Origin of the sequence: Frankia nepalensis (genome assembly GCF_016786325.1) — a bacterium.
Taxonomy (GTDB): Bacteria; Actinomycetota; Actinomycetes; order Frankiales; family Frankiaceae; genus Pseudofrankia; species Pseudofrankia nepalensis.
The window spans coordinates 1-26,354 of the sequence record NZ_JADWYU010000171.1 but is presented as its reverse complement, the minus strand read 5'-3'; the positions used below and the strand labels follow the sequence as shown (position 1 = coordinate 26,354).

The 26,354-nt window shown below is 69.8% G+C and carries 22 protein-coding genes and 1 pseudogene; 10 read left to right on the top strand and 13 right to left on the bottom strand.

What is annotated here, in order from left to right; genetic code table 11:
* Positions 1-104 precede the first annotated feature (104 nt).
* The 3 genes from I6A81_RS26205 to I6A81_RS26195 all read left to right on the top strand — a co-directional run bounded on the left by I6A81_RS26205 (position 105) and on the right by I6A81_RS26195 (position 4,631).
* Entirely contained in the window at positions 105-1,106 is a 1,002-nt protein-coding gene (locus I6A81_RS26205) for an ABC transporter substrate-binding protein (RefSeq protein WP_203007127.1), read from the top strand.
* Between the two features lies 1 nt (position 1,107).
* Positions 1,108-1,902: an ABC transporter ATP-binding protein gene (locus I6A81_RS26200; protein ID WP_307874920.1), complete on the top strand. Its 795-nt coding sequence runs from the start codon at positions 1,108-1,110 to the stop codon at positions 1,900-1,902.
* 401 nt (positions 1,903-2,303) lie between these two features.
* The gene (locus tag I6A81_RS26195) at positions 2,304-4,631 is read left to right on the top strand and encodes a YcaO-like family protein (RefSeq protein WP_203006311.1); all 2,328 of its coding nucleotides are present in this window, start codon (positions 2,304-2,306) and stop codon (positions 4,629-4,631) included.
* A gap of 102 nt (positions 4,632-4,733) precedes the next feature.
* Here the strand turns inward: I6A81_RS26195 and I6A81_RS26190 are convergent, their stop codons facing one another.
* From I6A81_RS26190 to I6A81_RS26170, 5 genes are all read right to left on the bottom strand, one after another.
* Entirely contained in the window at positions 4,734-5,951 is a 1,218-nt protein-coding gene (locus tag I6A81_RS26190; RefSeq protein WP_203006310.1) for a cytochrome P450, read from the bottom strand.
* Positions 5,952-6,110: 159 nt separating this feature from the next.
* Positions 6,111-6,917 (bottom strand): NAD(P)-dependent oxidoreductase, encoded by an 807-nt coding sequence (locus tag I6A81_RS26185; protein ID WP_203006312.1) that lies wholly within the window; start codon positions 6,915-6,917, stop codon positions 6,111-6,113.
* A gap of 192 nt (positions 6,918-7,109) precedes the next feature.
* A complete protein-coding gene (locus tag I6A81_RS26180) occupies positions 7,110-7,934 on the bottom strand; it encodes an SDR family oxidoreductase (RefSeq protein WP_203006309.1) in 825 nt (274 codons plus the stop codon).
* Between the two features lie 301 nt (positions 7,935-8,235).
* Entirely contained in the window at positions 8,236-9,231 is a 996-nt protein-coding gene (locus I6A81_RS26175; RefSeq protein WP_203006308.1) for an alpha/beta hydrolase, read from the bottom strand.
* Positions 9,232-9,724: 493 nt separating this feature from the next.
* Positions 9,725-10,396 carry a TetR/AcrR family transcriptional regulator gene (locus I6A81_RS26170; protein WP_203006307.1) on the bottom strand — a complete coding sequence of 224 codons (672 nt, stop codon included), beginning with the start codon at positions 10,394-10,396 and terminating at the stop codon, positions 9,725-9,727.
* 89 nt (positions 10,397-10,485) lie between these two features.
* Between I6A81_RS26170 and I6A81_RS26165 the strand changes: the two genes are divergently transcribed.
* From I6A81_RS26165 to I6A81_RS26155, 3 genes are all read left to right on the top strand, one after another.
* Entirely contained in the window at positions 10,486-11,250 is a 765-nt protein-coding gene (locus tag I6A81_RS26165) for a carboxymuconolactone decarboxylase family protein (RefSeq protein ID WP_203006306.1), read from the top strand.
* Between the two features lie 55 nt (positions 11,251-11,305).
* Entirely contained in the window at positions 11,306-12,175 is an 870-nt protein-coding gene (locus I6A81_RS26160; RefSeq protein ID WP_203006305.1) for an MBL fold metallo-hydrolase, read from the top strand.
* A gap of 509 nt (positions 12,176-12,684) precedes the next feature.
* Positions 12,685-14,025 (top strand): ABC transporter substrate-binding protein, encoded by a 1,341-nt coding sequence (locus I6A81_RS26155; protein ID WP_203006304.1) that lies wholly within the window; start codon positions 12,685-12,687, stop codon positions 14,023-14,025.
* Between the two features lie 12 nt (positions 14,026-14,037).
* On the opposite strand, the gene I6A81_RS26150 is transcribed toward I6A81_RS26155, so the two are convergent.
* Both I6A81_RS26150 and I6A81_RS26145 read right to left on the bottom strand, forming a co-directional pair.
* Entirely contained in the window at positions 14,038-14,919 is an 882-nt protein-coding gene (locus tag I6A81_RS26150) for an MBL fold metallo-hydrolase (protein WP_307874918.1), read from the bottom strand.
* Between the two features lie 551 nt (positions 14,920-15,470).
* Positions 15,471-16,787, bottom strand: coding sequence for a sialidase family protein (locus I6A81_RS26145; RefSeq protein WP_203006302.1), 1,317 nt, complete (start codon positions 16,785-16,787; stop codon positions 15,471-15,473).
* On the opposite strand from I6A81_RS26145, the gene I6A81_RS26140 reads away from it, so the two are divergent.
* Positions 16,786-17,055 carry a hypothetical protein gene (locus I6A81_RS26140; protein ID WP_203006301.1) on the top strand — a complete coding sequence of 90 codons (270 nt, stop codon included), beginning with the start codon at positions 16,786-16,788 and terminating at the stop codon, positions 17,053-17,055. The two genes, I6A81_RS26145 and I6A81_RS26140, sit on opposite strands and share 2 nt — an antisense overlap.
* 67 nt (positions 17,056-17,122) lie before the next feature.
* Here I6A81_RS26140 and I6A81_RS26135 read toward each other — a convergent pair whose 3' ends face one another.
* Complete coding sequence (locus tag I6A81_RS26135; protein ID WP_307874917.1) at positions 17,123-17,977, bottom strand: SDR family oxidoreductase; 855 nt, start codon at positions 17,975-17,977, stop codon at positions 17,123-17,125.
* 356 nt (positions 17,978-18,333) lie between these two features.
* Entirely contained in the window at positions 18,334-18,828 is a 495-nt protein-coding gene (locus I6A81_RS26130) for a hypothetical protein (protein WP_203010339.1), read from the bottom strand.
* A gap of 263 nt (positions 18,829-19,091) precedes the next feature.
* Here I6A81_RS26130 and I6A81_RS26125 point away from each other — a divergent pair, with 263 nt between their 5' ends.
* The 3 genes and pseudogenes from I6A81_RS26125 (at position 19,092) to I6A81_RS26120 (ending at position 21,042) form a co-directional block, all read left to right on the top strand.
* Positions 19,092-20,105, top strand: a complete 1,014-nt coding sequence (locus I6A81_RS26125; protein ID WP_203007335.1) for a TIGR03619 family F420-dependent LLM class oxidoreductase — start codon at positions 19,092-19,094, stop codon at positions 20,103-20,105.
* Between the two features lie 174 nt (positions 20,106-20,279).
* Positions 20,280-20,372: pseudogene (locus tag I6A81_RS44610) on the top strand (SDR family NAD(P)-dependent oxidoreductase); the annotation flags it as partial.
* 37 nt (positions 20,373-20,409) lie between these two features.
* A complete protein-coding gene (locus tag I6A81_RS26120; protein ID WP_307874916.1) occupies positions 20,410-21,042 on the top strand; it encodes an SDR family NAD(P)-dependent oxidoreductase in 633 nt (210 codons plus the stop codon).
* 138 nt (positions 21,043-21,180) lie between these two features.
* Here the strand turns inward: I6A81_RS26120 and I6A81_RS26115 are convergent, their stop codons facing one another.
* The 4 genes from I6A81_RS26115 to I6A81_RS26100 form a co-directional block, all read right to left on the bottom strand.
* Positions 21,181-22,446 (bottom strand): ABC transporter substrate-binding protein, encoded by a 1,266-nt coding sequence (locus I6A81_RS26115; protein WP_238430918.1) that lies wholly within the window; start codon positions 22,444-22,446, stop codon positions 21,181-21,183.
* 254 nt (positions 22,447-22,700) lie between these two features.
* Positions 22,701-24,005 (bottom strand): ABC transporter substrate-binding protein, encoded by a 1,305-nt coding sequence (locus I6A81_RS26110; RefSeq protein ID WP_203007336.1) that lies wholly within the window; start codon positions 24,003-24,005, stop codon positions 22,701-22,703.
* A gap of 116 nt (positions 24,006-24,121) precedes the next feature.
* Positions 24,122-25,003, bottom strand: a complete 882-nt coding sequence (locus I6A81_RS26105) for a mycofactocin-coupled SDR family oxidoreductase (protein ID WP_203007337.1) — start codon at positions 25,001-25,003, stop codon at positions 24,122-24,124.
* Positions 25,004-25,064: 61 nt separating this feature from the next.
* Positions 25,065-26,288: an ABC transporter substrate-binding protein gene (locus I6A81_RS26100; RefSeq protein WP_407661386.1), complete on the bottom strand. Its 1,224-nt coding sequence runs from the start codon at positions 26,286-26,288 to the stop codon at positions 25,065-25,067.
* Between the last annotated feature and the right edge of the window lie 66 nt (positions 26,289-26,354).

Genomic DNA, 26,354 nt, shown 5'->3' with positions numbered 1-26,354 from the left:
GGGCGCGTCGCTGCCCACCGTGCCCTTCCCACGCCGGGCCCTCCCGCGCGCGATCCCACAACCAACCTGGCGCGACCCCACACCACCAAGCTGGAAGGAAAAGCATGAGACCCGGACGGGTGCTGGCCGCCGTGACCACGGTGGCCCTGGCATGCTCACTGGCCGCCTGCGGCGGGAACGATCCGGAACCCGCCGCGCAGACGGCCCCGTCGAGTGGCCACGCCGCCCTCAGCTTCCCCGCGACGGTGTCCAACTGCGGCGCCGACGTGACCCTCGACGCGAGGCCGCAAGCGGTGCTGACCGTCGGCACCACCGCGCCGAGCCTGCTCGCCGCCGCCGGCGCCGCCGACCGGGTGGTCGGACGGTCCGGCGAGTTCGGGACGCCCCTGTACGGCCCGGCCGCCGACCTCTTCGACGACGTCCCGATCGTCACCTCCGACGACCCGACACTGGAGAACCTGCTCGGCTCCGGGGCCGACATCGTCATCGGGTCCGGCCTGTTCGCGACCACCGCCGCCGACGTCGAAGGCGCGGGCCTGGCGAACCTGCTGGTCACCGGCGAGTGCGGGCACGACACCGGCACCGGTGACGAGGCCTCGACCACGTTCGAGGCGATCTGGACCGACCTATCGCTCTACGGACAGATCTTCGGGACGTCCGACGTCGCGAACAGGGCGGTGACCGATCTCAAGGCCCGGCTCACCGCCGCGGGCGAGGCGGCGGCGGGCTCGGGCGAGCTCACCGCGGCGGGCGCCTACTTCTGGGGCACCGAGCTGTCGGTGACCGGCCGACGCAACATCCTGCACGACCAGCTCGACACCCTCGGCGTCACCGACGTGTTCGCCGACCTGGACAAGAACTACGCCGAAGGCAGCCTGGAAGAACTCATCGGCCGCGACCCAGACGTGATCGTGCTCAGCTACGGGCTCGACGGCGAGACCGCGGAGCAGGCCAAGGCCAAGCTGCTGGCGCTCCCGGGCGTCGCGGCCATGTCCGCGATCAGAAACGACCGCGTCGTGCTGCTCGACTACGCGCTGCGCAACCCGGAACCGGCCGCGGTCGAAGGGGTCGAGTTCCTCGCCGAGGAACTCGACCGCGGCGCGTGACGTGGGCGCGCTCGCGGACGGCCCCGGCGCGGGCGGGATCCGCGCGGCCGACATCGAGGTCTCCCTCGGCGGACGCACCGTTCTCGACCAGGTCGGTCTGGCCGCCGCGACCGGCCAGACCGTCGGCCTGGTAGGGCCGAACGGCAGCGGCAAGACGACCCTGCTACGCACGCTCTACCGGTCACTGGCCCCGCGGGCGGGACTCGTCACGCTCGACGGCACGCCGGTCGCGGCCATGCGCCCGGGCGAGCTGGCCCGCCGGCTGTCGGTGGTCGTCCAGGAGACGTCGCCGGACGTGCCGTCGACGGTCGCGGAGACGGTCCTGCTCGGCCGTTCGCCGCACCGGTCGGCGTTTCAGGGCTACACCGCCGCCGACCACGAGCTCGCCGCCTCGGCACTGCGCCGCGTCGGAGCCCGTCACCTCGCCGACCGGATGTTCGCGACGCTGTCCGGGGGCGAGAAGCAGCGGGTGCTGATCGCCAGGGCGCTGGCGCAGCAAGCTGACCACCTTCTGCTTGACGAGCCCACCAACCACCTCGACGTCCGCTACCAGCACGAGGTGCTCAGCCTTGTCCGGTCGCTGGGAACCACAGCGGTCGTCGTGCTCCACGACCTCAACCTCGCCGCCCGGTACTGCGACCGCCTCGTCCTGCTCGACGGCGGCAGGGTCGTGTGCACCGGACCGCCCGCCCAGGTCTGCGTGCCCGGCGTCCTCGAACCGGTCTACGGGGTGCGAGTCCGGGTGGTCGACGACGGCGCGGCCCGGCAACTCGTCTTCGCCCCGAAACCGTCATGACACCCGCCCCAGAGCTAGTTGAAAACCGTTTTCGTTTTCATTAAGGTGCAGATGCCCGGGCACATCAAGGTTCGTCCTCGCAGCCGTGACGGGAGGTGAAAGAAATGATCACTCGCATCGAGGCCCGCAAGTGGGAGAAGGCGCTCGCGCCGAACTCGAACCACCACTCGCACAGCACGGTCGGCATCTCCTTCTCCTGGGCGCTCTAGTACGTAGCGCTCCGTTCAAGGACCCAGGCGGCGTAGTCATCTCCTTTGCGCCGCTGAATCCGATGACCCCGGGGTCACCCACGGCCGGCGGGGCGGGGCGGAACGCTCCCCGCCCCGCCGGTTCCGGCCTTCCTTTCCCGCTTTCCACCGCCGATGCCACCGCGTCGCCCACCCCGAGGAGCCCTGCTCACCATGACGACCAGGTCCGCTGAACTCCCCACCGGCGACGCCGGAGCCGCGCGCCCCGCCCGCGTCCGCGCCGACGTGCACCCGCTCGCCGAAGGCCACAGTCTGGTCGTCACCCCCAGAGGCGAGCTGTTCCGCGTCGCCACGCCCCCCAACCGGCTGGAGGCGTTCCTCGCCGCGTTGGACGGCACCCGCACTGTCGAGGAGGCCCTCGCCGCGGCCGACGCCGGCGCCGAGCTCGCCGAGATTCCCGGCGTGCTGCTCGCCGAGGGCTGCCTGGCAACGGAGCCGGGTCCGCGGGCCGCCGACTGGTCCCGGTTCGCCCCCGCCGGACAGCCGTCCGACAAGCCGCCGCCGATCGCGCGGCTGCTGCTCACGGGCGACGCCGCCCTCGTCGACGCGTTGTCCCCGCTGCTCGACCCGGCGCTTCCCGCGGCCACCCACCTCGGCGTCCCGGCCGAGCCAGCCGAGCTCCTCGCGCGGATCACCGATCCGGCCGCCACCCTCGTCGTCGTGGCACGCACCCAGCTGGACGCCTCCTGGCTGCTCGCCTGGGACCAGGCCGCGCAGGACGCCGGAGTGCGCTGGACCCAGTTCCACCTCGACGCCGGACAGGCCTACTTCGGCCCCGCGATCCTGCCGGGACGCACCGCCAACTACCACGACCTGCTCGCCCGCCGCCGCTGCGCGATCGACGAGGAAGAGGTTTTCGACGCGCTGATCGCGCCACCCCTCGGCGACGTCTACCTCCCGCCAGCCCCGGAACTGAGCTGGATGCTGGGCGCGTTCGCCGCCGACCTCGACCGGCTCGTCGCCGGCCTCCCCTGCCGCACCCTGTCCACCGAGGTGGAAGCCGACCCGGTCCGCATGAACCTGGTCGCCCACCCCGTCCTGCCGCTGCCCGACCGACAGCTGACCGGACCGCTCACGATCTCCGGCGAGCGGGACACCAGCCTGCTCGTCAGCCCGCGCACCGGCATCATCCAGCGGGTCCGGGACATCGCCCACGACCCCGCCGTCCCCGACCGCCTCCACACCGCTCAGACCCACAACTCCTCCATGGGCCGGATCGACCCGGACTGGGCGAACGACGTGATCTGCGGCGGCAGCGTGTTCGACGACGCCCAGGCGGCCCGCGACTGCGCGGTCGGCGAGGCCGTCGAACGCTACTGCGGCAACTACATGAAGCAGAACGAGCTGCGCTGGGCCTCCTACCACGAACTGCTCGCCGCCGGCGAGCACGCTGTCGACCCTGACCGGCTCGTCCTCTACAGCCAGTCGCTCTACGACGCGCCCGGCTTCCCGTTCGTGCCGTTCACCCGCGACCTGCCCGTCCGCTGGGTACGCGGCCGCTCCCTCACCCACGACCGGCCGGTCTGGCTCCCGGTCACCCTCGTCTACGTCAACTGGATCGCCGGCGAACGCGGCGGCGGCCTCGGGCCCACCAGCGGCGTCGCCCACCCCGTCACCAACTACATGAACTTCTCCGGCGTCTCCGCCGGACGCACCCTCGAACAGGCACTCGTCTCGGGCATCGAGGAACTCGTCGAACGGGACGCCACCATGATCTGGTGGATGAACCGCCAGCCGCTGCCCGCCCTGGCCCTCACGCCCGACCTCGACGGCATCTGGCAGGGCCGCCCCAGCGGCCTCGGCCAGCGCGCGACGCTCATCCCGATCGACAACGAGTTCGGCATCCCCGTCGTCGCCGGCATCGTCCACAACACCGTGCACGACTGGTTCACCATCGGCTTCGCCGCCCGCCCCGACATCCGCCAGGCCGGACTCAAGGCATGGACCGAGGCCCTCACCCTGCAGGAAGGCAGCCGCGACCTCGACACCGAGCACAGCCTCATCCGGCAGGCAGTCGCCTGGGGATTCGCCTCCTACCAGGGACTCAAGCCCTGGCGCGCCGACCGCCGCTACCTCGACGACTACCGGCCGGACTTCCGCGACTGCGCCGACCTCATGTGCCAGCAGCAGATCTTCCTCGACCCACGGGCCATCGACGCCGTCCTGCCCTGGACCGCCGTGCCCGCCACCAGAGAGATCGACACCATCCCCACCCTGCCCGACCGGTCACTGGCCACCTACCGCGACCGCGTCGAATCCCGCGGCTTCGAGATCTGCTACGTCGACCTCACCACCCCCGACGTCGCCGCCACCGGCATGCACGCCACCCGCGTCCTCATCCCCGGCCTCGTCCCGAACTTCCCCGCCGCCTTCCCCATGCTCGGCACCGACCGCATCCAGCAGACACCCGTCGACCTCGGCTGGCGCGACACCCCGCTCGCCGAGCACGAACTCAACTACTGGCCCATCCCACACGCATGAACACGGCGGCTCCCCCGGGACGGGTGCGGCGGGAATCAGCCGATCGCGGCCCGACCATCTGCAGATCACAACCAGGCATGGGTCCGGGCGGATCCCGGAGTCTCAGTGCTGGTCGACGAGGCGGACCAGAAGATGGTCGAAGGTGTGTACGAGCGACGACGCGCGGGGCGTCGGATCGCCCTCAATCTGGATCCCGCCCGCGCGTGCGGCCAGTTCCTCCACGAGCACCCGGGCCTCTCGGCGCGCGAGCGCCGCGCCCATGCAGAAGTGCTCGCCGATGCCGAATCCCAGGTGGTTCGCCGCGTTCGTCCGGGTGACGTCGAACTCCTCGGCGGTCGGTCCCCACTTCTCCTCGTCGCGGTTGGCCGAGGCGTAGGCAAGCAGCACGCCGTCGTTCGCCCGGATGATGCTGCCGCGCAGGTCGACGTCGGACGCCGACTCGCGTGCCATACTCATCACCGGCGTCCACCACCGCAGCGTCTCCTCCACCGCGCCGGCGGCCAGCGCCGGGTCGGCGAAGACACGCGCGGCCTGTTCGGGGTGCTGGTTGAAGCAGTAGGCCAGGCCCGCGATCAGACTCTGGGTCGTCTCGCTGCCCGCGGCGAGCAGAGTCAGCGCGTAGGTGAGCACCTGGATCTCGTCGAAGGGCACTCCGTCAACCGACACGGTCGTGAGCATGGTTAGAAGGTCGCCGGTCGGCCGTTCCCTTCGTTGAAGGGTCAGGTCAAGCAGGTATGGACCGATCTCTGTGTAGATCGTGTCGGCGTCCTCGGGGCTGGCGTCGCCGGAGCCGACCCGGGCGATGGTGGTGGCCCACCCCGAGACCTTGGGCCAGTCCTCTTCTGGGATACCGAGCAGCCGGGAGAAGACGAAGACCGGAATCGGTTCCGCGACGTGTTCGATCCAGTCGAACGGTTCTGTTGGCAGCCGGGCGAGCACGTCGCGCACCACCGAGCGCACGTGCTCCTCGACTCCGGCGACGGCGCGGGGAGTGAACCTGACGCTGACCGCCTTGCGGTGCGCGATGTGCTCCGGCGGGTCCATGAACATAATGCCCCGATGAGAGGAGCCGGCGACGTTGAAGGGCTCCGCACCGTCCCGCCGGGCGACGAGATCCATGAGGATCGCGATCCGTGACGACGTGAACTGCTCCGGGTGTGTGGAGATCGAGCGGATGTCGTCGTACTTGGTGACGACCCAGAACCTCCCGTCGTCATACCAGTGCACCGGGTCGGTCCTGCGTAACTCGGCGAACACGGCGTTCGGATCGTCGAGGTAAAAGAAAGGATCATCGAACCTGGCCGCCGAAATCGTCGACATGGCACAACCGTAGCCAATCGGCTACCCCACCGTCATCAATCATTCGGCGCGGGTCGCCCGCCTTCAGCCCCGTGAGGTCAGTCCGCCTCGCTCACCCGACCCCCGCTGAGACCCTCAGTCCTCTGGCATACCGCGGTGAGGGCGATGGGTGGCGGCGGCTCATGGATGGGCGGCGGTGGTGAACCGGTGCGCGACGTCGATGAGTTCGCGGCCGGGGGCGTTGCCGAGAAGCTGAGTCATCAGGTGGACGTCTTTGACGAGCGGGGGGCCGGCGGGTGAGGCGGCAACGGTGGCGGTGGAGCCGGCGCGTAGTCGCAGACCGGAGGCGATGCAGGCCGAGCTGCTGGTCATGAGGACCGCGGCGAGGCCGGCGGGGTCGACTCCGAGGGCCGTGCCGGCCTTCATCGCGTCGTCCGTGAGCGTGATCTGGGCGGCGAACAGGGTGTTGTTGATGAGCTTTGCGTGGGAGCCCGCGCCGATCGCGCCGAGGTGGACGACGTGGTTGGACAGCGCCGACAGGAGATCGTTGACGTCGGTGAGGGCGGCGGTGTCTCCGCCGATCATGATGGTGAGTTCGCCGGTCTGGGCTCGTGGGGCGCCGCCGCTGACCGGGGCGTCGAGGACGCGCAGCTGGTGGGTCGTGGCGCGTTCGGCGATGGAGCGGATCTGGGTCGGCGACACGGTGCTGTGCACGAGGATGACGGTGCCCGGGCGCAGTGTCTCGGCCAGGCCGGCCGGTCCGAACATGACCTCTTCGACTCCGGCGGCGTCGAAGACGCAGATGCCGACGGCGTCGACGGCTGTGCCCATGGCGGCCGGGGTCGCCGCGATGGTGGCGTTCGTGCCTCGCAGCGGTTCAAGTGAGGCGGCGCGGCGGGCGTAGACGGTGAGTTCGTGCCCCGCGTTCTGGAGCCGTTCTGCCATGGGCAGTCCCATGCTGCCGAGTCCGATGAACCCGACTTTCACCATGTTCTCCTGTCTGGGTGGCCGCTGGCCGTTCGCCATGTTCCCGCTGGGCCCGTGGGTTGTTCGCGTTGGCAGGGTCTTCGTGTGTGACTGGTCTGGAGCGCCTGCTATCCGTGACTAGTTGCGGCTGGTGGGAGCGGATCGTCATGGTGGTCCGCTGTGGGCATCGTGGCCGGGGCCGTGGTGTCTCTGTTAGCCGAGCTTTCCTGTCTGGATGGCGGCGACGGCGCCGCCGTCGACGAGCAGGTCGGTGCCGGAGAGGAAGCTGGCGGCGGGGCTGAGGAGGAACTCGGTGGCAGCGGCGATGTCGGCGGGTGTTCCGAGCCGCTTCGCGTTGGAGACGTCGATCATCATCTGCATGTGGCCACCGTGGTCGGTCGCAAGTTCCGCGGTGCTCATCGGGGTGGCGATGACGCCAGGGCTGATGGAGTTGATCCGGGCGCCGTGGGCGCCCCAAATGGTGCTGGCGGCCTGTACGCGGATCTGGTTCGCGCGTTTGGCGAAGGTGTATGCCTGGCCGCTGTCGGGAAACTGGTCCGGGCTTGCGGCCGGGAGCGCCAGCAGTTCGCTGGCCGGGGTCGTGGCGAGAGCGCGAGCCACGTCTGGCGCGATGGGCGGGGCGAGGTGGCCGGCCATGCTGGCGATCACGACGCCCGCCGCGCCCGGGGCGACGACGTGGGCGAACTCCTCCAGGACCAGGGCGACGCCGAGCAGATCGACTGCCAGGACCGCCGGTACCGGAGCCTGGGCTGGAGACAGCCCGGCGGTGTGGACCATGGACCGGACCGGCCCCAGGGAGGCCGCGTGCCTGGCGAGGGCTGTCACCGACTCGCGGGAGGTGACATCGACGACCGCGGTGGCCGCCACGTAGCCTTCGCCCTCCAGCTCCCCGGCGACCGTGCGCAGGACTGCCTCCTTGACGTCCGCGATCAGAATCTGGGTGCCGGGACCGATACGTCGGGCGATCGCCTGTCCCATCGCCCCGATACCGATCACGACCGTGACGTCACGTTCCATTGTCTGCTTCCTTGAAGGATGTTGGGCGGTGGCCGGACGCAGTAATCCACGCCGTGCCGGTCAATCAGAACGTTTGGGAGTGTTCCGTTGACGGTGTTTCCGGCGATCGTTTCGACCGGTGTGCTCGGAGGTGGAAACCGCCGCCCGTCGGTGCGGTGGAGGGATCCGGGAGTCTGGCTGGAACGCCGGACGTCGCCGACCGGCGGGTGACCAACCGTGGCCGAGGGGCGCTGGTTGGTGCACCCACGCGGGTTTCCTGTCGTGCTCGTCGGACGCCGCGTGGACGGTGTTCCGGCCGGTCTTAGGCCGACGGCGTGGCGGCGAGGGCCGGCAGCGTTCGGACCCACTGCGCCAGGCGGTTCCAGAGGTCGTGGCGGGTGCCGGCGGTGTTGTGGCAGTGCGCGGACTTCGGGAGCCGGAACAGGGTGACGTCGTTGGAGAAGCTGTAGGCGCGGGCTTCGTCGTGGTGGTTCGGCGTGGAGTCGCGTTCTCCGAGGCCGATGAAGACCGGGCAGCGGATCCGGCCGGCGTGGTCGGAGGCGATGAACGGGACGATCGACAGCGGGCCGGTCACGCCGGGAAGGTGGGTGCTGGTGAGGTCGTCGGCGGCGATGACGTCGGTGGGGACGTCGTCCCAGTAGAAATGGTGGCGGATCGCGGGATCGGTGCGGTCGGACAGGAACGGTTCGTCGAAGGCACCTGCCCGAGCCGGGACCATGATGGACTCCAGGCTGGGGATCTTGGTGCGGTCGTTTCCGACGAGATGGCCGGCGAAGGGACCCACTGTGCCGTAGCCGAGTGGGGCGATCGCGTCGAAGCTGCCGTGTAGCGACTGTTGGAAGACGGCGAGCATGCCGCCCATCGAGTGACCGACCGCGACGATCGGTCCGATGTCGATCGGCCCCTGGCCGGGCAGGAGCGTGCCTTTCGCCGCGCGCTCGAGCAGGTCGGTCAGCGCCGCGTTGTTCGCCGCGGCGACGACGTCGGGGGTGAGCTCGGCCGCCCGCGGGTGGCGTGAGCTCTCGCCGGTGGCGAGGTGGTCGACGGCGATGACAAGCATGCCCTGGGCCGCGAGGTGCTCGCCGAAGCTGTAACCGGCGCGGCCGGGGACGTCGAGATGCCAGTAGGCCTTCGTGTAGCCGCCGCCAGGAAGGCAGAACAGCAGCGGCACCGGGCCGTCCGTCGGCGCCGGCGGCGGGAAGATCCACGTCGCGACGTGGTGGTCGCCATCGATCGGCACGCGCCCGGTCACGTCGACGGTGACGGTGGGCGGAGCGGACACCACCGGCGCGCTCATCGGGTGCCCCCTCGCGTCAGCGACTCCACGCCCGAGACCCGGACGGGCCCCGCCGTCGACGGCGCGGTGGCCCGCGGGCGGTGCGCCCGGGCGGTGAGCTCGTACTCGTCCCCGACGGTCCGCGGTAATAGCCCGTCGCGCATGTCGACTTTCACGTATTCGTTGCCTGCCATCAGACAACCTCCTCGGATGCCACTGCTGTGTACATGTACTGGGTTCGCTCGTGGAAAGGGGTCGTGGTGGCCGGCCGCGGCCTCACCCACACGGCGCGCTCGGTGCGGGCCGGGCGAGATGACGGGGTGGGCCGGGCGACGGGTATCTGCCAGGGGGCGCGGCCGGCGTCGATGTCAGCGATCACCACGCGGGCACCCGCGGCGAGCGAGGGCGCGCGCGGGGGCACGTCCGATGCCGCTACCACCACCAGTGATCACGACCACGGCGCCGCTCAGATCAACGCTCACGAGCTACTCATCGCGCAAGGTCACCTGTCTCATCAGAGAAACGGCGGCCAGATCAGGCTGGCCGGATCAGTGTCGTCGAGGGCGGCGAGGGTCGCCGGGGATACCGGGGCCGAGAGGAAACCGACCAGGCCGTCGAGCAGGTCGGTGACCGCGACGCCAAAAGGGACCACCGGCCGGTCCGCGGCGCGCGCCAGCTCCCGGTCCGCGGCTGCCTGGGTCATGAACGTCATCGCCCAGGAGATGCGATGGGGCCGCAGCGGCTGGGCGATGTGGGGAAGAAACCCCGACAGGCGCTCCTGGAAGCGCACCGCCGACTGGCGGATCTCGTCCGGCAGCTGCTCAAAAACGTCCCGGCGGCCGTACTGCCGAAGCATCCCGACAAAGCTCAGGTAGTGACTGCCGGGCCGTTCGCTCTGCTCCATCACCACCCTTAGCTGGCACTCGAGCCACGAGCGCAGATCGTCCGGACGGCGTTCCGCGATCAGCAGCATGCGCCGTTCATGCAGCCACGCCAGCCGGTACTCGAAGATCGCCCGGATCAGTTCGTCCTTCGACCCGAAGTGGTACTGCACCGCCGAGTTGTTGCCACTCCCGGCCGCCGCCCCGATCTGGCGCAGCGAGACCCCCTCGATCCCGTGCAGAGCGAACAGCCTCTCTGCCACGCGGACGATCTGTTCCTTCGTCGACGGAGCTACCACCGGCATGGCGCTATCGAAGCATCTGGACATCGCGCAGTCAACCGTCTTAGAGTCCAGCCGTCCGTCTTACCCAGCGCTGATGCGGAGGCGCGTCCATGAGCGACTCAGTCACCGACCGGACCTACCGGGAGGTCATGACCGTCGACCCGCCGGCGGCGAGCACACCCTTCGAGCAGGCAACCCGTGAGTTCGTCTTCGGCCAGGTGTGGGCGCGCCCTGGGCTGAGCCGCCGTGACCGGCGCTTAGTCACGCTGACCTGTGTCGCGGCCGCGGACGCCCCCCAGCCGATCGACGACCACGTCTACGCCGCGTTGGGCAGCGGCGACCTGACCCTGCCCGAGATCCTCGAGTTCGTGCTGCACTTCGCCGTGTACTGCGGATGGCCCAAGGCGTCCCATGTCGAAGGGGTGATCCGCCGACAGTGGGCCCGCATCCAGACCGAACGCGGCGAAGGGGTGACGCCCTGGCCCGCGCTGGACAACGCCACCCTCGGCCTGAACGACTGGGAGGCCCGGCTCGAACGCGGCGTCAAGGAGTTCATCGACGTCAACCTGCTACCCGCGCCGCCACCCGACACGCCCTACACCCACGCCGGCATCCTCGGCTACGTCTTCGGACACCTCTGGCAGCGCCCCGGACTGACCCGCCGCGACCGCCGGATCATCACCGTCGCCTGCGTCGCCATCGACGACTCCCCCATGCCCCTGCAGACACACGTCGGCTCCGCGCTCGGATCAGGCGACATCACCAAGCCGGAGATGGACGAGATCGCCCTGCACTTCTCCGCCTACTACGGCTTCGCCAAGGGCGAGGCCCTCCAGCACAGCGCCGAGGCCGGCTGGGCCCGGCTACACAGCTGAACCCACCAGCCACACGTCCACCGCGCGCATTCCCAAGAGATCGAAGGTGAGCTCGGTGAAGATCGGTGCCGCGGTGGTGGACCGGGTGGAAGAGCAGACCTTCCCCGCCTCGCTCCACGCGATCACCCAGGACGAGGAGCTTCTCGACCGACGGGTGGGATCGCTGCCTCCCGGGTTCTGGGACCGGGCCTCGGGCAAGTTCCAGTTCTCATGCCACAGCTGGCTCCTGCGGGTGGATGGCCTGGTCGTCGTGGTGGACCCGTGCACCGGCAACGGGCGCCGGCTCGGGCAAGCGCCCGTCTTCGACGACCTTGACACGCCGTACCTGGAACGGCTGGCGGAAGCGGGAGCACCCGCCGAGAAGGTCAACCTGGTGTTCTCCACCCATCTGCACCACGACCACTGCGGCTGGAACGTGCGGCTGGACAAAGGACGCTGGGTCCCGACCTTCCCGAACGCGGTCTACCTCTTCACCAAGGAGGAGTACCGCCGCTGGGACCCGGCGAACCCGTCCCGGAATCCGAACACGTTCAACCCGAACGTCTTCGACCAGTGTGTGCGGCCGGTGGTGGCAGCCGGACAGGCCAGGGTCGTCGCACCGCCGTACCAGATATCGTCGAGTCTGACGATCGAGCCGGCCGCGGGACACACCACCGGGCACGCCATGTTGCGTCTGGTGTCCGAGGGGGTACGCGCCTACTTCACCGGCGACGCCTTCCACCACCCTGTCCAGTTCGCCCGGCCGGAATTACACCTTCCGGGCTGTGACGACCTGGCCGTGGCGACCGAAACCCGCAGATCCCTGGTAAAACGCCTCCAGGAAGAATCGGCGTTTGTCCTGCCAGCCCACTTCCCGTCACCACACTACGGCCGGCTAGGTCTCGACGACAGCGAGGTCTGCTTCCTGCCCGGCGGCGCGCCGTGAAACATCGTCAGTGGCCATGAACCTCGCCGCCCCGTCCCGACATCACCCAGATCTCCCATGCCGGCCAGCGACGGTCTTCCTCGCGAACATCGACGGCGAATCGACCGACGTCGGCGAACTCACAAGAGCGAGGTTGTGAGCCACCCGCGACTTCCCTCGCGGGCACTCCGTGACAACCTGTCTCACGCAGGCAGTCTTGTTCTCCGCTCCGGCTCCAGCCGTGCCACTTTTCTCGTAGCTGCGCCAGTCGGCGCACACCTCCTCCCATTCGGAACCAGCGGGTTAAGGACACAGGAACCGCCGGCAGCCCTCACGCCGGTTACGTGCCTGCACACCGCGACCCCGGCGATCAGGAACAACCTCGCGCCCAGCCCCACGGCCGACCTGAGCGCAAGTCGCCACGAGCGAACAGGAATCCAAAGATGCATCACCCCACGAGGCGCCAGCCAACACGGGCAAACACCACGGCGACCTTCGCAATTGTTCACCATCCCACGAAAGGTCAAGACATGTCGCACACTCGCCAAACGACCGGCCGAGGGGCGGGAACCCGTCCACTCCCGGCCATCGCATCCATGCGATCATCCACCCGCCCGACCCGGTTACGGCTCGCCGGTGTCACCGTCCTGGCCGCGAGCCTGGCCTTCGTCTCGGCCTGCGGCAGCGGCTCCGACGACAACGGCTCCACCCCTGCGGCGGGCGACTCCGCGGCCGCCGCGGACGTTCTTGGCCCGATCGACAAGGCGACCGGCGCACCGGTCAGGATCGGTGTGATCACGGAGGGCGCCAGCCCGACCGCCGACCACACCAACGACAAGCGGGTCATCCCGGCCGTCGTCGAGTACCTCAACGAGCACAAGGGCGGGATCGGCGGGCGGCCCATCGAGGTGACGGTCTGCGAGACCCTCAGCGACCTGTCCAAGGCCGCCGACTGCGGCAACCAACTGGTCGACGATGGTGTCTCCGCCGTCCTCATCGGCACCTCCGCCGTCGTCGAGGCCGCGTGGAAGCCGCTGAACGACGCCAAGGTCCCCGTCATGCTCTACAGCTCGGGCGAGCCAGCTCTGCTGGCCAGCCCGACGACCTTCGTACTGGGCAACCCGACCTTCGGCTTCGTCGAACTGGCGATCCAGGTCGCCAAGGACGCGGGCAACAAGAAGGTCTCCGCGATCGTCGTCGACGTCCCCGCGGCCCTGCACTCCGCGCAGGAGGTCGCCCCGCCGCTGTTCCAGAGGGCCGGCATCGGCTACGAACTTGTCCGCGTCGCCCCCGGTACCGCCGACATGACGCCCCAGATGCAGCAGGTCGTCGCGAACGGCTCGGACCAGGTGTTCATCATCGGCAACGACGCTTTCTGCATAAGCGCCATGAACGGCCTGGGGGCTGTTGGCTTCACCGGCACCATCAGCGGCATCTCCCAGTGCATCACCGATGCCACCCGCAAGTCGGTCCTCGGCGACACCCTCAAGGGCATGGTCATCAGCGCCAGCGCGCCAGTCGGCCCGGACAGCCCCTCGATGCGGCTCTTCACGACGGTCGCCGAGACCTACGGCAAGGACATCGACCTCAGCAACCAGGACGGCATGATCATGTTCATGCTCCTCGCCGGCCTCCAGACAGCGACACAGGGCATCACCGGTGACATCACCCCGGTCGCCATCACCTCGACCATCAAGGCCATGAAGGAGACCGAACTGCCCGGCGGAGGCGGTATCAGGTTCCGCTGCAACGGCAAGGCCGTCCCCGATTCTCCAGCCGTCTGCGTCCGCGGCGGACTGTCGACCACCCTCGACGACAAGGGCCAGCCCGCCGAATACAAGGTCCTCGGCACCACCCCCATCCCCAACTAGCGGTGGTCGAGGCTATTCGAGATTCTGGACTCCTGTGGCGGCCCGCGGGTCATCGGCGTTCGGTGCGCCGCCGGGCACGAAGTACACTTCTTCTCCATCGTCGGCCAAATGGCCGTAGTGCGGCGCGGGAAAATGGGCTGGGAACAGAAACGCGCCCTCGTCAAGCGCTCGCCGTACCAGGCTCTGTCTGGTGGCGATCGCGGTGGCCAGATCATCGCACCCGGGCAGATGAAGCTCTGGTCGAGTCAGTTGGACCGGATGGTGAAATGCATCTCCGCTGAAGTACGCGAGCACACCGTCGGAATCAAGGCGGACCATCGTGTGCCCCACCGTGTGACCTGGCGCGGGTTCGACGGTCAGGCTCGGTGAGACTACGTAGGGTGTGGATATGACCTTGGCCAGGCCCGCGTCGACGATCGGGCGCACGCATTCGTCGAAGGTGCTGGGATTGAAGTCGTTGGGGTGCTCGTCCGGATTCGCGGTGTCCCACCGCCGGTACTCCTGGTCGACGAACAGGTAGGTCGCGTTGGGGAAGGTCGGCACCCAGGTCCCGTCGACCTGCGTCGTGTTCCAGCCGCAGTGGTCGTGATGAAGGTGGGTGCAGAAGACGATGTCAACGGTGTCGGCGGGCGCTCCGGCCTCGGCGAGCCGCTCCAGAAACGGCACCTCCAGGTCGTCGAAATAGGGTCCTCGTCCCTTGCGGCCGTTGCCGGTGCAGGGATCGATGAGCACGGTGAGTCCGTCAACCACCAGCACCCAGCTGTGACTCGAGAACCGGAAGGTCATCGACTCCTGGTCCAGGAATCCGCCGGGCAGTTGGGCGACCCGGCGGGAGAGGAACGCCGCGTCGTCGGTGAGGAGGCCGAGCGGAACCGGAAGCGACTGCTCGGCCACGCGGTCGACGAGAGCGCCGCCCAATCTGAGTGTCGACATGATTTCAGGCTACCAGCGGAGCGGGGCGAGCGGGGATGAGCGCGGCCTGGCTGGTCGAGATCTCCCCATCAATGCGAGGCCTCGCTGCCGGGTTCCACCAATCACACCGCGGTCTTCGGGACCAGCGTTTCGACGGATCACAGGAAAGGCGGTCGCTCGGTCCGGGCGTCCGGTGGCGTGCGGTCCTCGCCGCGTTCCTCCTGACAGCACCATTCATGCCGATAACCGGCCGCGGGCGCATGAGGCCGCGGGCTAGTTTTTCCGCCGAGTAAGACCTGCGACGTATGACGACGGGAGGCCAGGCCTGATCAGCCCTGGCCTCCCGCGCGAAGAACCGGATGGTCGAAATCTCCTCGGCCTGGTCTCGAGAGGGCCCGGGGGTTGCCCGCCCCGGGCCCTCTCGAGTTGGCTCATGGAGAGCCGGTCCGGCGCGACCTCCGTGGCCGCGTCAGGGCTGGGTGAAGCCTCGGTTGCTCGCCCTCGAGGTCACCGCATGGCCGGCAGCGGCCGCATCAGTAGCGCGACACCGGAACCCGGCTCACGATGCCGTCGATGTCGCTGCCGCCGGCGCGGGCGTCCGACCAGCTGATGTAGGCGTACTTGCCGTCCAGGGTGATCCGGGACCATTCGTCGCCCTCGATGCGCCCGGAGGGGTCGGAGCCGTAGGGCTGGGCCACGCGGTTGACCTTCACCGGCTTGCTGAACCTCTTTCCGCCGTCGAACGAGACGACGGAGAACACGTCGACGGCGGCGGTCCGCCACATGACGCCGAGCAGGCCCGTCGAGCCGTACTCGATCCACGGCTTGGCGGCGCCCGGAGCGGCGATCACGGTCGGGCCGGTCCACGTCCGGCCGGCGTCCTTGGTGGTGTACACCTCCAGGTTGTCGCCCCTGGGCAGCAGGACCGCGAAGCGACCCGAGCGGGTGGGGTCGGCCGTGACCCAGGGAATGGGATCGGTCACCCCGGCTCCCGGGTTTGGCACCAGCGCGCCGTCGGCCGGCGGCACCGGGGTGCCCGCGCTGTTGGTCACCGGGGAGGAGGTGAAGGTCTGCCCGCCGTCGCGGCTCACATAGAACGTCGGCTGCGCCGGCACGAGCTGAGTGCCGTTGACCACCGTCATCCCCGTCGCCGTCGCCAGGATCTTGTCGTGGACGGCGACCTGGTTCCCCAGCGGTTGCGAAGGAAGTACGCCCGCCGGGCCCCAGGTGAGACCGCGGTCCTTGCTGATCGAGACCGCGTGCGGGGCGGAAGGCGCGGATCCGCCGATCGCGTAGACCCAGCCGGTGGCCGTGTCCACCCTCAGCCTCGGGGTGCTGGAGATGACCAGGGGCGTGTCCACGGGAGTCGACCAGGTGCGGCCGCCGTCGAGCGACCTGGCGACCCCCACGTGGTTCGGAACCCCGTTGCAGTTGCCGGGTGACCCGGTTGTAGGCACGCCTGGCTCGCAGCCCAACCGGTTGAAGGCGAGGTAGAAGATCCCGTGTGCGTCGACGACCAGGTTCGGGTCACCGCACATGGCTCGATTGCCATAGGGCCAGGGCGTCTCTGTCCAGTTCTCGCCTCCGTCCCTGGAGTAGGCGACGAAGCAGTGGTACTTGTCGGACGTGCCGACGCCCTGCCTGTGGTTCGTCGAGACGACGACCACGTTGTTCCGGTTCTTCGGGCTGACCGCCACGGCGGGCTGCCCGTTGTCCCGGCCCGGGACATTCGCGACGTTGACCTCGACGATCCCCTTGGGGCCACCCCTTGCGACGTCGGCGGCGGGGCCCGTCTGCGCGCTGCTCACCGAGACGGGTAAGACCAGGCCCAGACTCAGGCCTAAGCCCATGACCAACACCCCCCGTTTCGCCCTTGTCCCGGAAGAACCCTTTGGCGACATCACAGCTTTCTCCTCTCTGCCGTTTTCGTTCGGTTCATTCAGGCCACAGGTTCACGGGCGGCAGCCGCCCACACCACTCGTCACAGGATTCGTGGAGTTGGTCGGGCTTGCGGATTCCAGTTCTGCCCGCGCGTTCAGCGGCACCATGTGGCGCGTTACTGATCGAATGTTCGATCAGTTCACCGCTTGTCGCGGTGCGATCGATCCGGCGATGTGACGGGCTCCGGCGAGCCCGTTGCGTGGTCTCCTGGCCAGCCCGCCGGATCGGGCCGGCCCGCCGGTCATCACCTGGGCAGCAGGGCTGACTGTTCCGACCCGGCGGGCCGGGCGGATCGCAGGGCAGCGACCACGCCTCCGTCGACGAGGATGTCGATGCCGTTGATGAAGCTCGCCTCGTCGGACAGGAGGAAGGCCACGGCGGACGCGACCTCGTCGGGGTGGCCCTCGCGCCCAAGCGGTGTCCGCCGCGCCAGGCGGTCGTTGGTCGAGCGGGACGCTGCCTCCTGCCGCCCCATGGGCGTGTCGATGATGCCAGGCGAGACGGAGCAGATCCGGCCGCCGGCGCGGCCGAACCGCACCGCCTCGCGTTCGACGAGCCGGTACACGCCCCGTTTGGCCCAGGTATAGGCGATCCCCGGACTCTCGATCACCAGTCCCAGCGCGGCGTGCAGCCGCTCCAGGAAGTGTGGGTCGAGCGGGTCGCCCAGGACCGTTTCGGCGTCGGGATTCCCGCGTCCTCCTTCGAGCAGCGGCGCCATGGAGGCGAAACACACGACGGCGGTGCCGGCGGTCGCGAGCGGCGCGAGCGCCTCGGTCAGCAGGGCGCTGCCGACGAGGTCGACGGTCAGGATCTGGCGCCAGTCCCCCATCGTCGGTGAGATGCCGGCGGCGTGCGCGACAGCGCGCAGCCGGCCCAGTTCGGATACCCGCGACGCCAGGCCCCTCACCGCGTCGCCGTCGGTGATGTCCAGCGCGACGACGTTGACCTGAGCTCGCCGCTCAGAGCCGGAGAGAACTGCCGCCGTTTCGGCCGCGGCCCGTTCGTCACGGTCGACCAACAGCAACACGTCGACCGTGTCGGCGAGCCGCGCGGCGCACGCCCGTCCCATTCCGCGTCCCGCGCCTGTCGCGATTCCCACCGTCGTCACGTTCACAGCCCTTCCAGGGTTTCGGTTCCGCCGCTCGCGCTTGCTACGCCGCCAGGGCTTCGGAGGCAGCGCCGCGGCCACGGTCTCCCAGGGCCTCTCTCCTCACGAGTTCGTAGGAGGCGGAGAACCCGACGGCGCCGCAGTGATCGTTGTGTGCGTCAAGGATCTGCCCGACGACGTGGCCGCCCTCGGCCCGCGACGCCCCCGGGCTGAGCGAGTCGCCATGCCTGGCTGGCGGCGCGAACGCCGCCAGCCAGGCATCCCGGGGTGACCCGCCCACCGGCCCCGAGGTCTCTCACGACCGGCCGGTCCCGGCCCTGGCCTGGGCCGAGGGCGCCTTGCCCCTCCTACTTCTGGAGCCAGATCTCCGAGGGCAGCAGGGAGCCGAGCCCGTACTGCACGAGGCCGCTGACCTTCTTGCCGGCGATGACGGCCGGCTCCGCGCGGATGAAGAACGCGACCGGGGCCAGTTCGGTCAGCCGCGCCTGCACCTTGTCGTAGGCGACCTTGCGGTCCGGTTCCGACGTCGCGGTCCGGCCGTCCAGCAGGGCCTGGTTGAGCTCGGGGTCGTTGATTCCGGACAGGTTCGCCGCCGAGCTGCCGTGGAAGGCGGTGTACAGGCGCGGTTCGGGGTCTCCGAAGAACGCCGAGGAGGTGGCCGCGTCGAAGTCGTGGGTCCTGCGGAGCGCGGCCAGCTCCGAGACGTCGTAGAAGTCGACCGAGGCGGGCACGTCCGACACGGTCATGCCCAGGTGCGAGAGGCAGCGGACGTCGACCGGAGGCTGGCGGGTCGCACCGCCCGGGTGGGCGGCGCGACCCGCCACCGGATCATCAGTCACCATCTGCTTCTCCACTCGACACGTCAGCCCCGCTTCTCGGCTCGCCGCCCCAGGTCGCCAACCCACCCGCGGCCCTCCAGCGCAGGTGGCCGACGTCGACCGAGGCGAACCCATCTCGACGCGGGCCCACTCGCCGCCCAGTTGAGCGATGGGCAAGCCGTACTCCCTGCACCTGGCTGGCGGACGTCGCGTTCCCGCCCGGATGCCGTCAGGCGCAGCGAACCACACCATTGCTATAGCAAAATATGATTTACTGTCAAGGTGCGATGGCCTGGTCGGGCTCCCCCTGGAGTTGGAGCGGTCCCGGCCGACGTGAAGATCTCATCCCGCTTCACTCGGAGCGGGAGTGCGCGGAAACCCGCCACGAGCGCGAGCCCGAAGGGGGCGAGAGCGGTTTGAAGGGATCAGGTTCGGGCGAGGCGCGCTCCTTCCCCGTCGTGGGTGTTCACCCGGTGGCGACGGATCGATCGATGTCCGTCGTCCAACTGGCCGCGGAGGTGGAGGCACGCGGACTGGGGTCGATATCCCTCCCCGAGCACACACACATTCCGGTCGACAGCCGCGCGCTCGTCGAGGGATGGAGTGTCGAGGAGCATTATCAGCGGACGCTCGACCCGTACATCGCCGGCGCGTTCGTCGCCGCGACGACCTCTCTGGAAATCGGCACGGCCGTATCCCTCGTCGCGCAGCACGATGCCATCGCGTTGGCCAAGGCGATCGCCACGCTGGACCATCTCAGCGGCGGGCGGGTCGTCCTCGGCGTCGGGTTCGGCTACAACCAGCAGGAAATGCAGGACCACGGTGTCCCGGTGAAACAGCGTTTCCAGGTGGTCGAGGAGACGGTTGCGCTGATGCGGGCGCTGTGGACCGAGGAGGTCGCGTCCTACGAGGGCCGGTACCGGCGTCTGTCGCCCTCGTTGTCCTGGCCCAAGCCCGCGCGGCCGGGTGGCCCGCCGGTGCTGCTGGGCGGCCGGCCCACCGAGCGGAACCTCGCCCGCATCGTGGGGTGGGCCGACGGCTGGATCCCCGCCGGCATCGGGGTGACCGCGTCGGTCGCGGCAGCCGTGAAGGAGCTGGGTGTCAGGTGGAACGACGCCGGGCGCGCCGGCGCCCCGGAGATCTGCTGCTTCCTCGCCCGGGGCTCACGTGACGAGTTGGCGCGGGAGATCGAGCGGGCGGCGGAAATCGGCGTGCGGCGCCTGAGCGTCCGCCTCGAGGAGCTGCCGCGGGACCTGGTTCTGCCGGTTCTCGACGACATGGCCGCCGCCCTGCCCACCTGACAGCCACCACATCCGACGCCGTGCAGGAGTCGCTCGGCTGGGACGCCGACCGCGTAGTCCAGGCGAAGACCGACGGTGCCGTGATCTGCCGACTTTCGTGGGAGCCGGGAACGTAGGAGTGCGGGAGCCCGCGGCGGCGCGCGGCCGCGCCGGGTAAAAGGAGGGGGCCGAACCATGCGGCTCAAGGACAAGGTCGTCGTGATCACGGGTTCGGGCGGCGGGCTCGGTGAGGCGTGCGCGCACCGCTTCGCCGCGGAGGGGGCCAAGGTCGTCGTCACGGACATCGACCCGGCCGGCGTGGAACGTGTGTCGGCGGCCGTCGGCGGGGTCGGCCTGGTGGCCGACATCAGCGCCGAGGAAGGGGGTCCAGGCCGTCGCCAGGCTGGCACGCTCCGCCTACGGGGAGATCGACCTCTGGTTCAGCAACGCCGGCGTCGCTGGTCCCCGCCAGCCCGGCGAGATCCAGGACAACGCCCGCTGGGACAGCGCCTGGCTGCTCCACGTGATGTCGCATGTGTACGCCGCGCGGGCGGTCCTGCCCGCGATGCTCGACCGGGGCGACGGCTACCTTCTGCAGACGGCCTCCCTCGTCGCTCTGTCCACACAGGTCGACAAGGCGACGTACTCGGTGTCGAAACACGCGGCCCTCGCGCTCTCCGAGTGGCTCGCGGTGACCTACCGGCCGAAGGGGATCAAGGTCTCCTGCTTCTGCCCCGGCGCCATGCTGACCCCCATGCTTCTAGTCAACGGCCTTCCGGAAGACCATCCGGCGCTGCGCGCCGCGCCGCGGCCCGAGCAGGTCGCCGACCGACTGGTGGCCGCCATCGACAGCGAACGCTTCCTGATCCTCGACTCCGACGTCGCGCGCGAGGAACTGCTGAGCAAGGCGACCGACTACGAGGGCTGGGTGAACCGGGCCGCCGCGCGGCAGACCTGACCCGCGACCACCCGGCGGGCCCGGTCAACTGGTAGGACCGCGGTCCTCCTCGGCGATCTGTGCGGGCGTCGCGCTCCGCACTGCCCGGATGGGGCTGGTGGTCTGCACAATCCGACCAGCCAGGCGGGCCCTGGTGTACTAGCCGGTGGTGGTCGCGATCACGTCGCCGCACCAGAAGCCGTCTGACCGGGCCGGGTCGGCGATGACCTGCCACTGGTCGCCGGACGGGCTCACCTGGACGAAGTTGAAGCACCTGGCCGGGTCGGTCGGGCGGCTCAGGTCGTTCGGTGGGATCAGGCCGCCCGCGGTGTAGTCGGGCACCTGGCGCAGGTTCTCGACGAACTGCTCCCGGGTGGGGCAGTCCCCGGCGAGGTTGAGGCCGAGCAGCATCTCGTCGGCGGCGACATACCCGGCCAGCGCCAGATCGTCCTGGGGGTGGATCAGCTCCGGCGCGTAGGTGTCGGCGTTGCGCAGGTAGGTGTTCATCGCCTCGGTCCCGAAGGCCGAGTACAGGACGGAGACGGTCAGGCCCGCCAGGGCCTGGCCCTGCGTGCGCAGCAGGTCCGGGTCGTAGCCTGTCGCGTTCATTGCCAGCTTGAGCCGCAGCGGTCGCAGCAAGGGGTAGAGCTCGTAGAACGAGCTGGCCCGGATCGTCCCGATGACACCGTCGGCTCCGCTGTCCCGGATCGCGTCGGCCACCCGGGCGGGGCTGGAGATGCCCTGGGTGATGTCCAGCGTGCCGACCACCTGGATGCCCTGGCTTTGCAGGCTCGGGCCGAGCTGGAGGGCCAGGCTGGCCGACGCCTGGACCTGCTGGTCGGTCAGCACGAACACCTTGCTCGCGCCCTGTGCCTTGGCGAACCGGCCGTAGGTGGTGACCGGCTGGGCCTTGTTGAAGAGATTGCCGAAATGGAACGCGTTCGCGTAGTTGCTCCACTCCGCCGAGGTGGCCACGCCGACGACCGGGACCCCCGCCTTGGCCAGCCAGTCGAAGGAGGCAGGGTTCAGCGCGATCGTCTGCGCCAGCAGGGCGAAGACGGCCTGGCCGTCGCTCTCGTCCAGCAGGTCACGGGCGGCCAGGGAGAACACGTCCGGGGCGCCCTGGTCGTCACGCCAGTCGATGACGATCTCACGTCCGTTGACGCCGCCGGCGGCGTTGGCCGCCTCGATCCGGGCCGCCACCGCGCTGGGCGTGGCCTGGAAGCCGCCGACGACGGCGCCGCTGTCCGGGTAGAGGAGCCCGATCCTGATCGTGTCCGCCGTGACACCTGGCGAGACGCAGCCACCCGCCCCGTCACCGCCCGCGTCCGGCGAGTCGCCCGCGCAGCCGGCGAGCGCCGCGACCAGCAGCGCGAGCGTGGTCGCGACCGCCGCCTTGCCGGGCCGTAATCGTTGACGGGTCATCGGCTGGATACCTCCGGGAGAAGGTCAAATTCGGGCGCTGTGCTTTTCGAGGCGCCAGAGCATGCGCGGCCTGGGGGTGGTGGCGCGTCAGGCGGCGCGGGCGCGTTCGTCGAAGGCCGTGAGCCGCGACCACGGGTCAGCATCAGCCGTGAGGTGCGGTGGCGGCAGGCCGGGCGGGGCTGGGTGTGCTGCCCGGGCGACCACCGGTCCACGCTCAGCGGACCGGTGGCCGGACGAGGTTGGTTCCTGGCTGGCTAGGCTCCGGCGACCTCGTAGGTCGTGGGTTGTCCCTTGTCGTCGAGTTCGGTGATCAGGCCGCCGCTGACGCAGGCAGCCGGCGAGGCGGGGACCGCCTTCCCGCCGCATTGGAACCGCTGGCCACCGCCGCCGGGCAGCTCCTTCTGCTGCATCGCCTTGATGGCCGCGAGGACTGTCGCCGGCGTAACGTCGCCGGTGAGGTCCTCCAGGGCCGCCTGCAGGCCGGCGACCGCCATGAAGGTGTTGATTCCGGCGATCTTGCTGGTGTCGATGTCCTTGCCGTAGGTGGCGGCGACGGCGTTGTAGAGCTGGGTCGACGGATTGTCCGTGCCGAGCGGCGCCGTGGCGGCGAGGCTGATGCCCTTCAGCATGTCGCCCGGGACGGCGGTGCGGGTCGCGTCCGTGATGCACTGGGCGATGGCGGAGATCTGCCCGCTGAACCCGACGGCCCGCAGGCCGTTGAGGGCGCTGATGCAGAACGAGTCGTTACCCAGGATGAACACGCCACCGCTACCGGCCGCGATCTGCTGCATCTGCGGCGTCATGTCCGCCGTGCCCGGCGCGACGGCGACCATCTCGAAGTCGATACCCGCCTTCTCGTAGGCCGCGGGCGCGCTCGCCTCCAACACCCCCTTGGCCGCCGGCACGTCGATCACCACCGCGGTGACCTTCTTCACCCCCGCCTGCTTGGCGAGCTCGATCGGAAGCCCGACGGTCCCGAAGGTCGAGTCGGCGAGCACGAAGGTGTTCTCGGCGTCGCGGAGCAGCGTCGGAGTGCTGGTGGAGTACAGCACTGTCGGCACTCCCGCGTCGTGCAGCGGCGTCCAGGCCGCCTCCTGCGCGGCGACCCCTCCGACGACCACGGCGACGACGTCCTGCTCGATCATGCTGTTGGCGCAGTCGCTGGTCTTGGAGGGATCGGACTGCGCCTCACAGGTCACCAGCTCGATCGGCCGGCCCGCGATCCCCGAGCGATGCTCGTTGAGGTAGCGCGCGGCCGCCTTGCCCACCTCGAACTCGACCGACTGGTCAAGGATGGCCGACTTCCCGTCGGAGATGAGCCCGATCCGCACCGGCTCGCCGGTCGCCTTCGCCACCGGCCCCAGCACCTCTGCCGCGGGTACGGCGCTGGTGGCCTCGCCGCCGTCACCCGGCGCGGCCGAACCGCCACCGCCACAGGCCGACACCAGGAGCAGGCTCGCGGCCAGCCCACCGGCCAGCGCGCCCAGACGAATCGCCGCCGGGCGCGCCGCCACCGTTCTCCGGGATGCCGCGCCGCGGCGCAGGCCGTAGTGCCGCATAGATGGGTACCTCGTTTCGCTGGTTCGTCCCGAATGCCGAGATCGGCGAGGCGGGGAAGATCAGAGGACGCCCGTCGTCCACGCCGTCTGGGAGACGGCCAAGCTGGGCGAGGAGCTCAGGGGCTGGTGACGCCGGCGTCGACGGGCAGGGTGATCCCGGTGATCGCGCGCGCGTCGTCCGACACGAGCCAGACGATCGCGTTACTCACGTCGGCCGCCTCCAGGATGTTGATCGGCAGGAGCCGCGGCGCGACGTCGAGGATCTTGGCGCTTTCGGGGTTCGCGTAGAGCTGGGCGAACTGGTCGTTCATCACCATCGGCGTCGCGACGCCCATCGGATGGACGGAGTTGACCCTGATGCTGTGGCGCCCGAGCAGCTTGGCATAGCCACGCATCAGGCCGATCACGCCGTGCTTGGACGCGGTGTAACCGGCGATGCCGCCGGTGCCGTCGAGCATGCCGGACAGCCCAGCCGTCGAACTGGTGATGACGATCGACCCGCCGTCTCCCTGGTCGATCATCGGCTGCGCGGTCACCCGGATGGTGTTGAAGACACCGGTCAACATCACACCGACCGCGTCGGCCCAGTTGCGAGTCGACTCGTCGAGACCCTCGCCTTGCTGGCCGATATGGAGGATGCCGGCGTTTGCCAGCACGATGTCGATGCGGCCGAGCTCGGCGAGGGTCTCCTTGACGGCCCGGTCCATGGCGTGAATGTCACGGACGTCCGCGACGATGGGCAGGCAGCGCCCGCCCGCCTGCTCCACGAGCGAGACCGTCTCGTCCAGATCCTCGCGAGTCGCCATCGGGTAGGGAACGGACTCGATCTGGTCTGCGAGGTCGAGCGCCGCGATGTCGGCGCCCTCGCGGGCGAGCGCCACTGCGTGGGAGCGTCCCTGGCCACGCGCCGCGCCGGTAATGAATGCAACCTTGCCCTGAAGTCGACCACTTCTCGGCGTCACGATGTGCCTTTCTGCAAGCGGGTGGTGAGCCCGCATCAGGTGCCATCGGTCCGCACTCGCGGACCGATGACCGGGCCCAAGGCCGGTCCTGGGCCAGCTAGGCGCCAGCGACCTCGTAGGTCGTGGGCTGCCCCTTGTCGTCGAGGGTGGTGATCAGACCGCCGCGTACGCAGGCGGCCGGGGAGGCGGGAACCGCCTTGCCACCGCACTGGAACTGCTGCCCGCCCGAGCCAGGAAGCTCCGTCTGCTTCATCGACTTGATCGCGGCATTGACCGTCTGAGGCGTGACGTCGCCGGTGAGCTCCGCTACCGCCGCCTGGAGTCCGGCGACCGCCATGAAGGTGTTGATTCCAGCGATCTTGCTGGTGTCGATGCCCTTGCCGTAGGCGGCCGCGACGGCGTTGAACAAACGGGTCGACGGATTGTCCGTGCCGAGCGGTGCGGTGGCGGCGAGGGCGATGCCCTTGAGGGTGTCGCCGGGGACGGCGGTGCGGGTCGCGTCGGTGATGCACTGCCCGACGGCCGAGATCGATTCGGTGAACCCGACCGCTCGCAGACCATTGAGCGCGCTGATGCAGAACGAGTCGTTGCCCAGGATGAACGCCTCGCCGCCGCCGGCCGCGATCTGCTGCATCTGCGGGGTCATGTCGGCCGTGCCCGGCGCGACGGCGACCATCTCGAATTCGATGCCCGCCTTCTCGTAGGCCGCGGGCGCACTGGCCTCGAGCAACCCCTTCGCGGCTGGCACGTCGATCACCACCGCGGTGACCTTCTTGGCCCCCGACTTCTTCGCGAGTTCGAGCGGGAAACCAATGATCCCGAAGGCCGGGTCGGCGAAGGTGAACGTGCTCTTCGCGTCGGCGAGCAGCGCCGGGGTGCCGGTCGAGTAGAGGACCACCGGCACGCCCGCGTCGTGCAGCGGCGTCCACGCGGCCTCCTGCGCGGCGACGCCGCCGACGACCACGGCGGCGACGTCCTGCTCGACCATCTCGTTGGCGCAGTCAGCCGTCTTCGCGGGATCGGACTGCGCCTCGCAGGTCACCAGCTCGATCGGCCGTCCCGCGATGCCGGAACGATGCTCGTTGAGGTAGCTCACGGTGGCCTCGCCGACCTCGAACTCGACGGACTGATCGATGATCGACGACTTCCCGTCAGAGATGAGCCCGATCCGCACCGGGGCGCCGGACGCCTTCGCGACCGGTCCCAGCACGTCGGCCGCGGGCGCGGCGCTGGGTGGGGGGGGGGGCCCCCCCCCCCCCCCCCCGCCCCCCCCCCCCCCCCCCCCCCGCCCCCCCCCCCCCCCGGCCCCGGGGCCGGTCAGCTCAGCCCGAAGTCGGCGGGGTGCCGTTTGAGCACCCAGTCCAGCGGGCGCGGCCCCGCCGACGAG

Coding starts and splice junctions, on each gene's coding strand:
- I6A81_RS26205 (WP_203007127.1), top strand. CDS start 105: ATGAGACCCGGACGGGTGCTGGCCGCCGTGACCACGGTGGCCCTGGCA.
- I6A81_RS26195 (WP_203006311.1), top strand. CDS start 2,304: ATGACGACCAGGTCCGCTGAACTCCCCACCGGCGACGCCGGAGCCGCG.
- I6A81_RS26190 (WP_203006310.1), bottom strand. CDS start 5,951: ATGTCGACGATTTCGGCGGCCAGGTTCGATGATCCTTTCTTTTACCTC.
- I6A81_RS26180 (WP_203006309.1), bottom strand. CDS start 7,934: ATGGAACGTGACGTCACGGTCGTGATCGGTATCGGGGCGATGGGACAG.
- I6A81_RS26175 (WP_203006308.1), bottom strand. CDS start 9,231: ATGAGCGCGCCGGTGGTGTCCGCTCCGCCCACCGTCACCGTCGACGTG.
- I6A81_RS26170 (WP_203006307.1), bottom strand. CDS start 10,396: ATGCCGGTGGTAGCTCCGTCGACGAAGGAACAGATCGTCCGCGTGGCA.
- I6A81_RS26165 (WP_203006306.1), top strand. CDS start 10,486: ATGAGCGACTCAGTCACCGACCGGACCTACCGGGAGGTCATGACCGTC.
- I6A81_RS26155 (WP_203006304.1), top strand. CDS start 12,685: ATGTCGCACACTCGCCAAACGACCGGCCGAGGGGCGGGAACCCGTCCA.
- I6A81_RS26140 (WP_203006301.1), top strand. CDS start 16,786: ATGACCAACACCCCCCGTTTCGCCCTTGTCCCGGAAGAACCCTTTGGC.
- I6A81_RS26145 (WP_203006302.1), bottom strand. CDS start 16,787: ATGGGCTTAGGCCTGAGTCTGGGCCTGGTCTTACCCGTCTCGGTGAGC.
- I6A81_RS26130 (WP_203010339.1), bottom strand. CDS start 18,828: ATGGTGACTGATGATCCGGTGGCGGGTCGCGCCGCCCACCCGGGCGGT.
- I6A81_RS26125 (WP_203007335.1), top strand. CDS start 19,092: ATGGCCTGGTCGGGCTCCCCCTGGAGTTGGAGCGGTCCCGGCCGACGT.
- I6A81_RS26115 (WP_238430918.1), bottom strand. CDS start 22,446: ATGACCCGTCAACGATTACGGCCCGGCAAGGCGGCGGTCGCGACCACG.
- I6A81_RS26110 (WP_203007336.1), bottom strand. CDS start 24,005: ATGCGGCACTACGGCCTGCGCCGCGGCGCGGCATCCCGGAGAACGGTG.
- I6A81_RS26105 (WP_203007337.1), bottom strand. CDS start 25,003: ATGCGGGCTCACCACCCGCTTGCAGAAAGGCACATCGTGACGCCGAGA.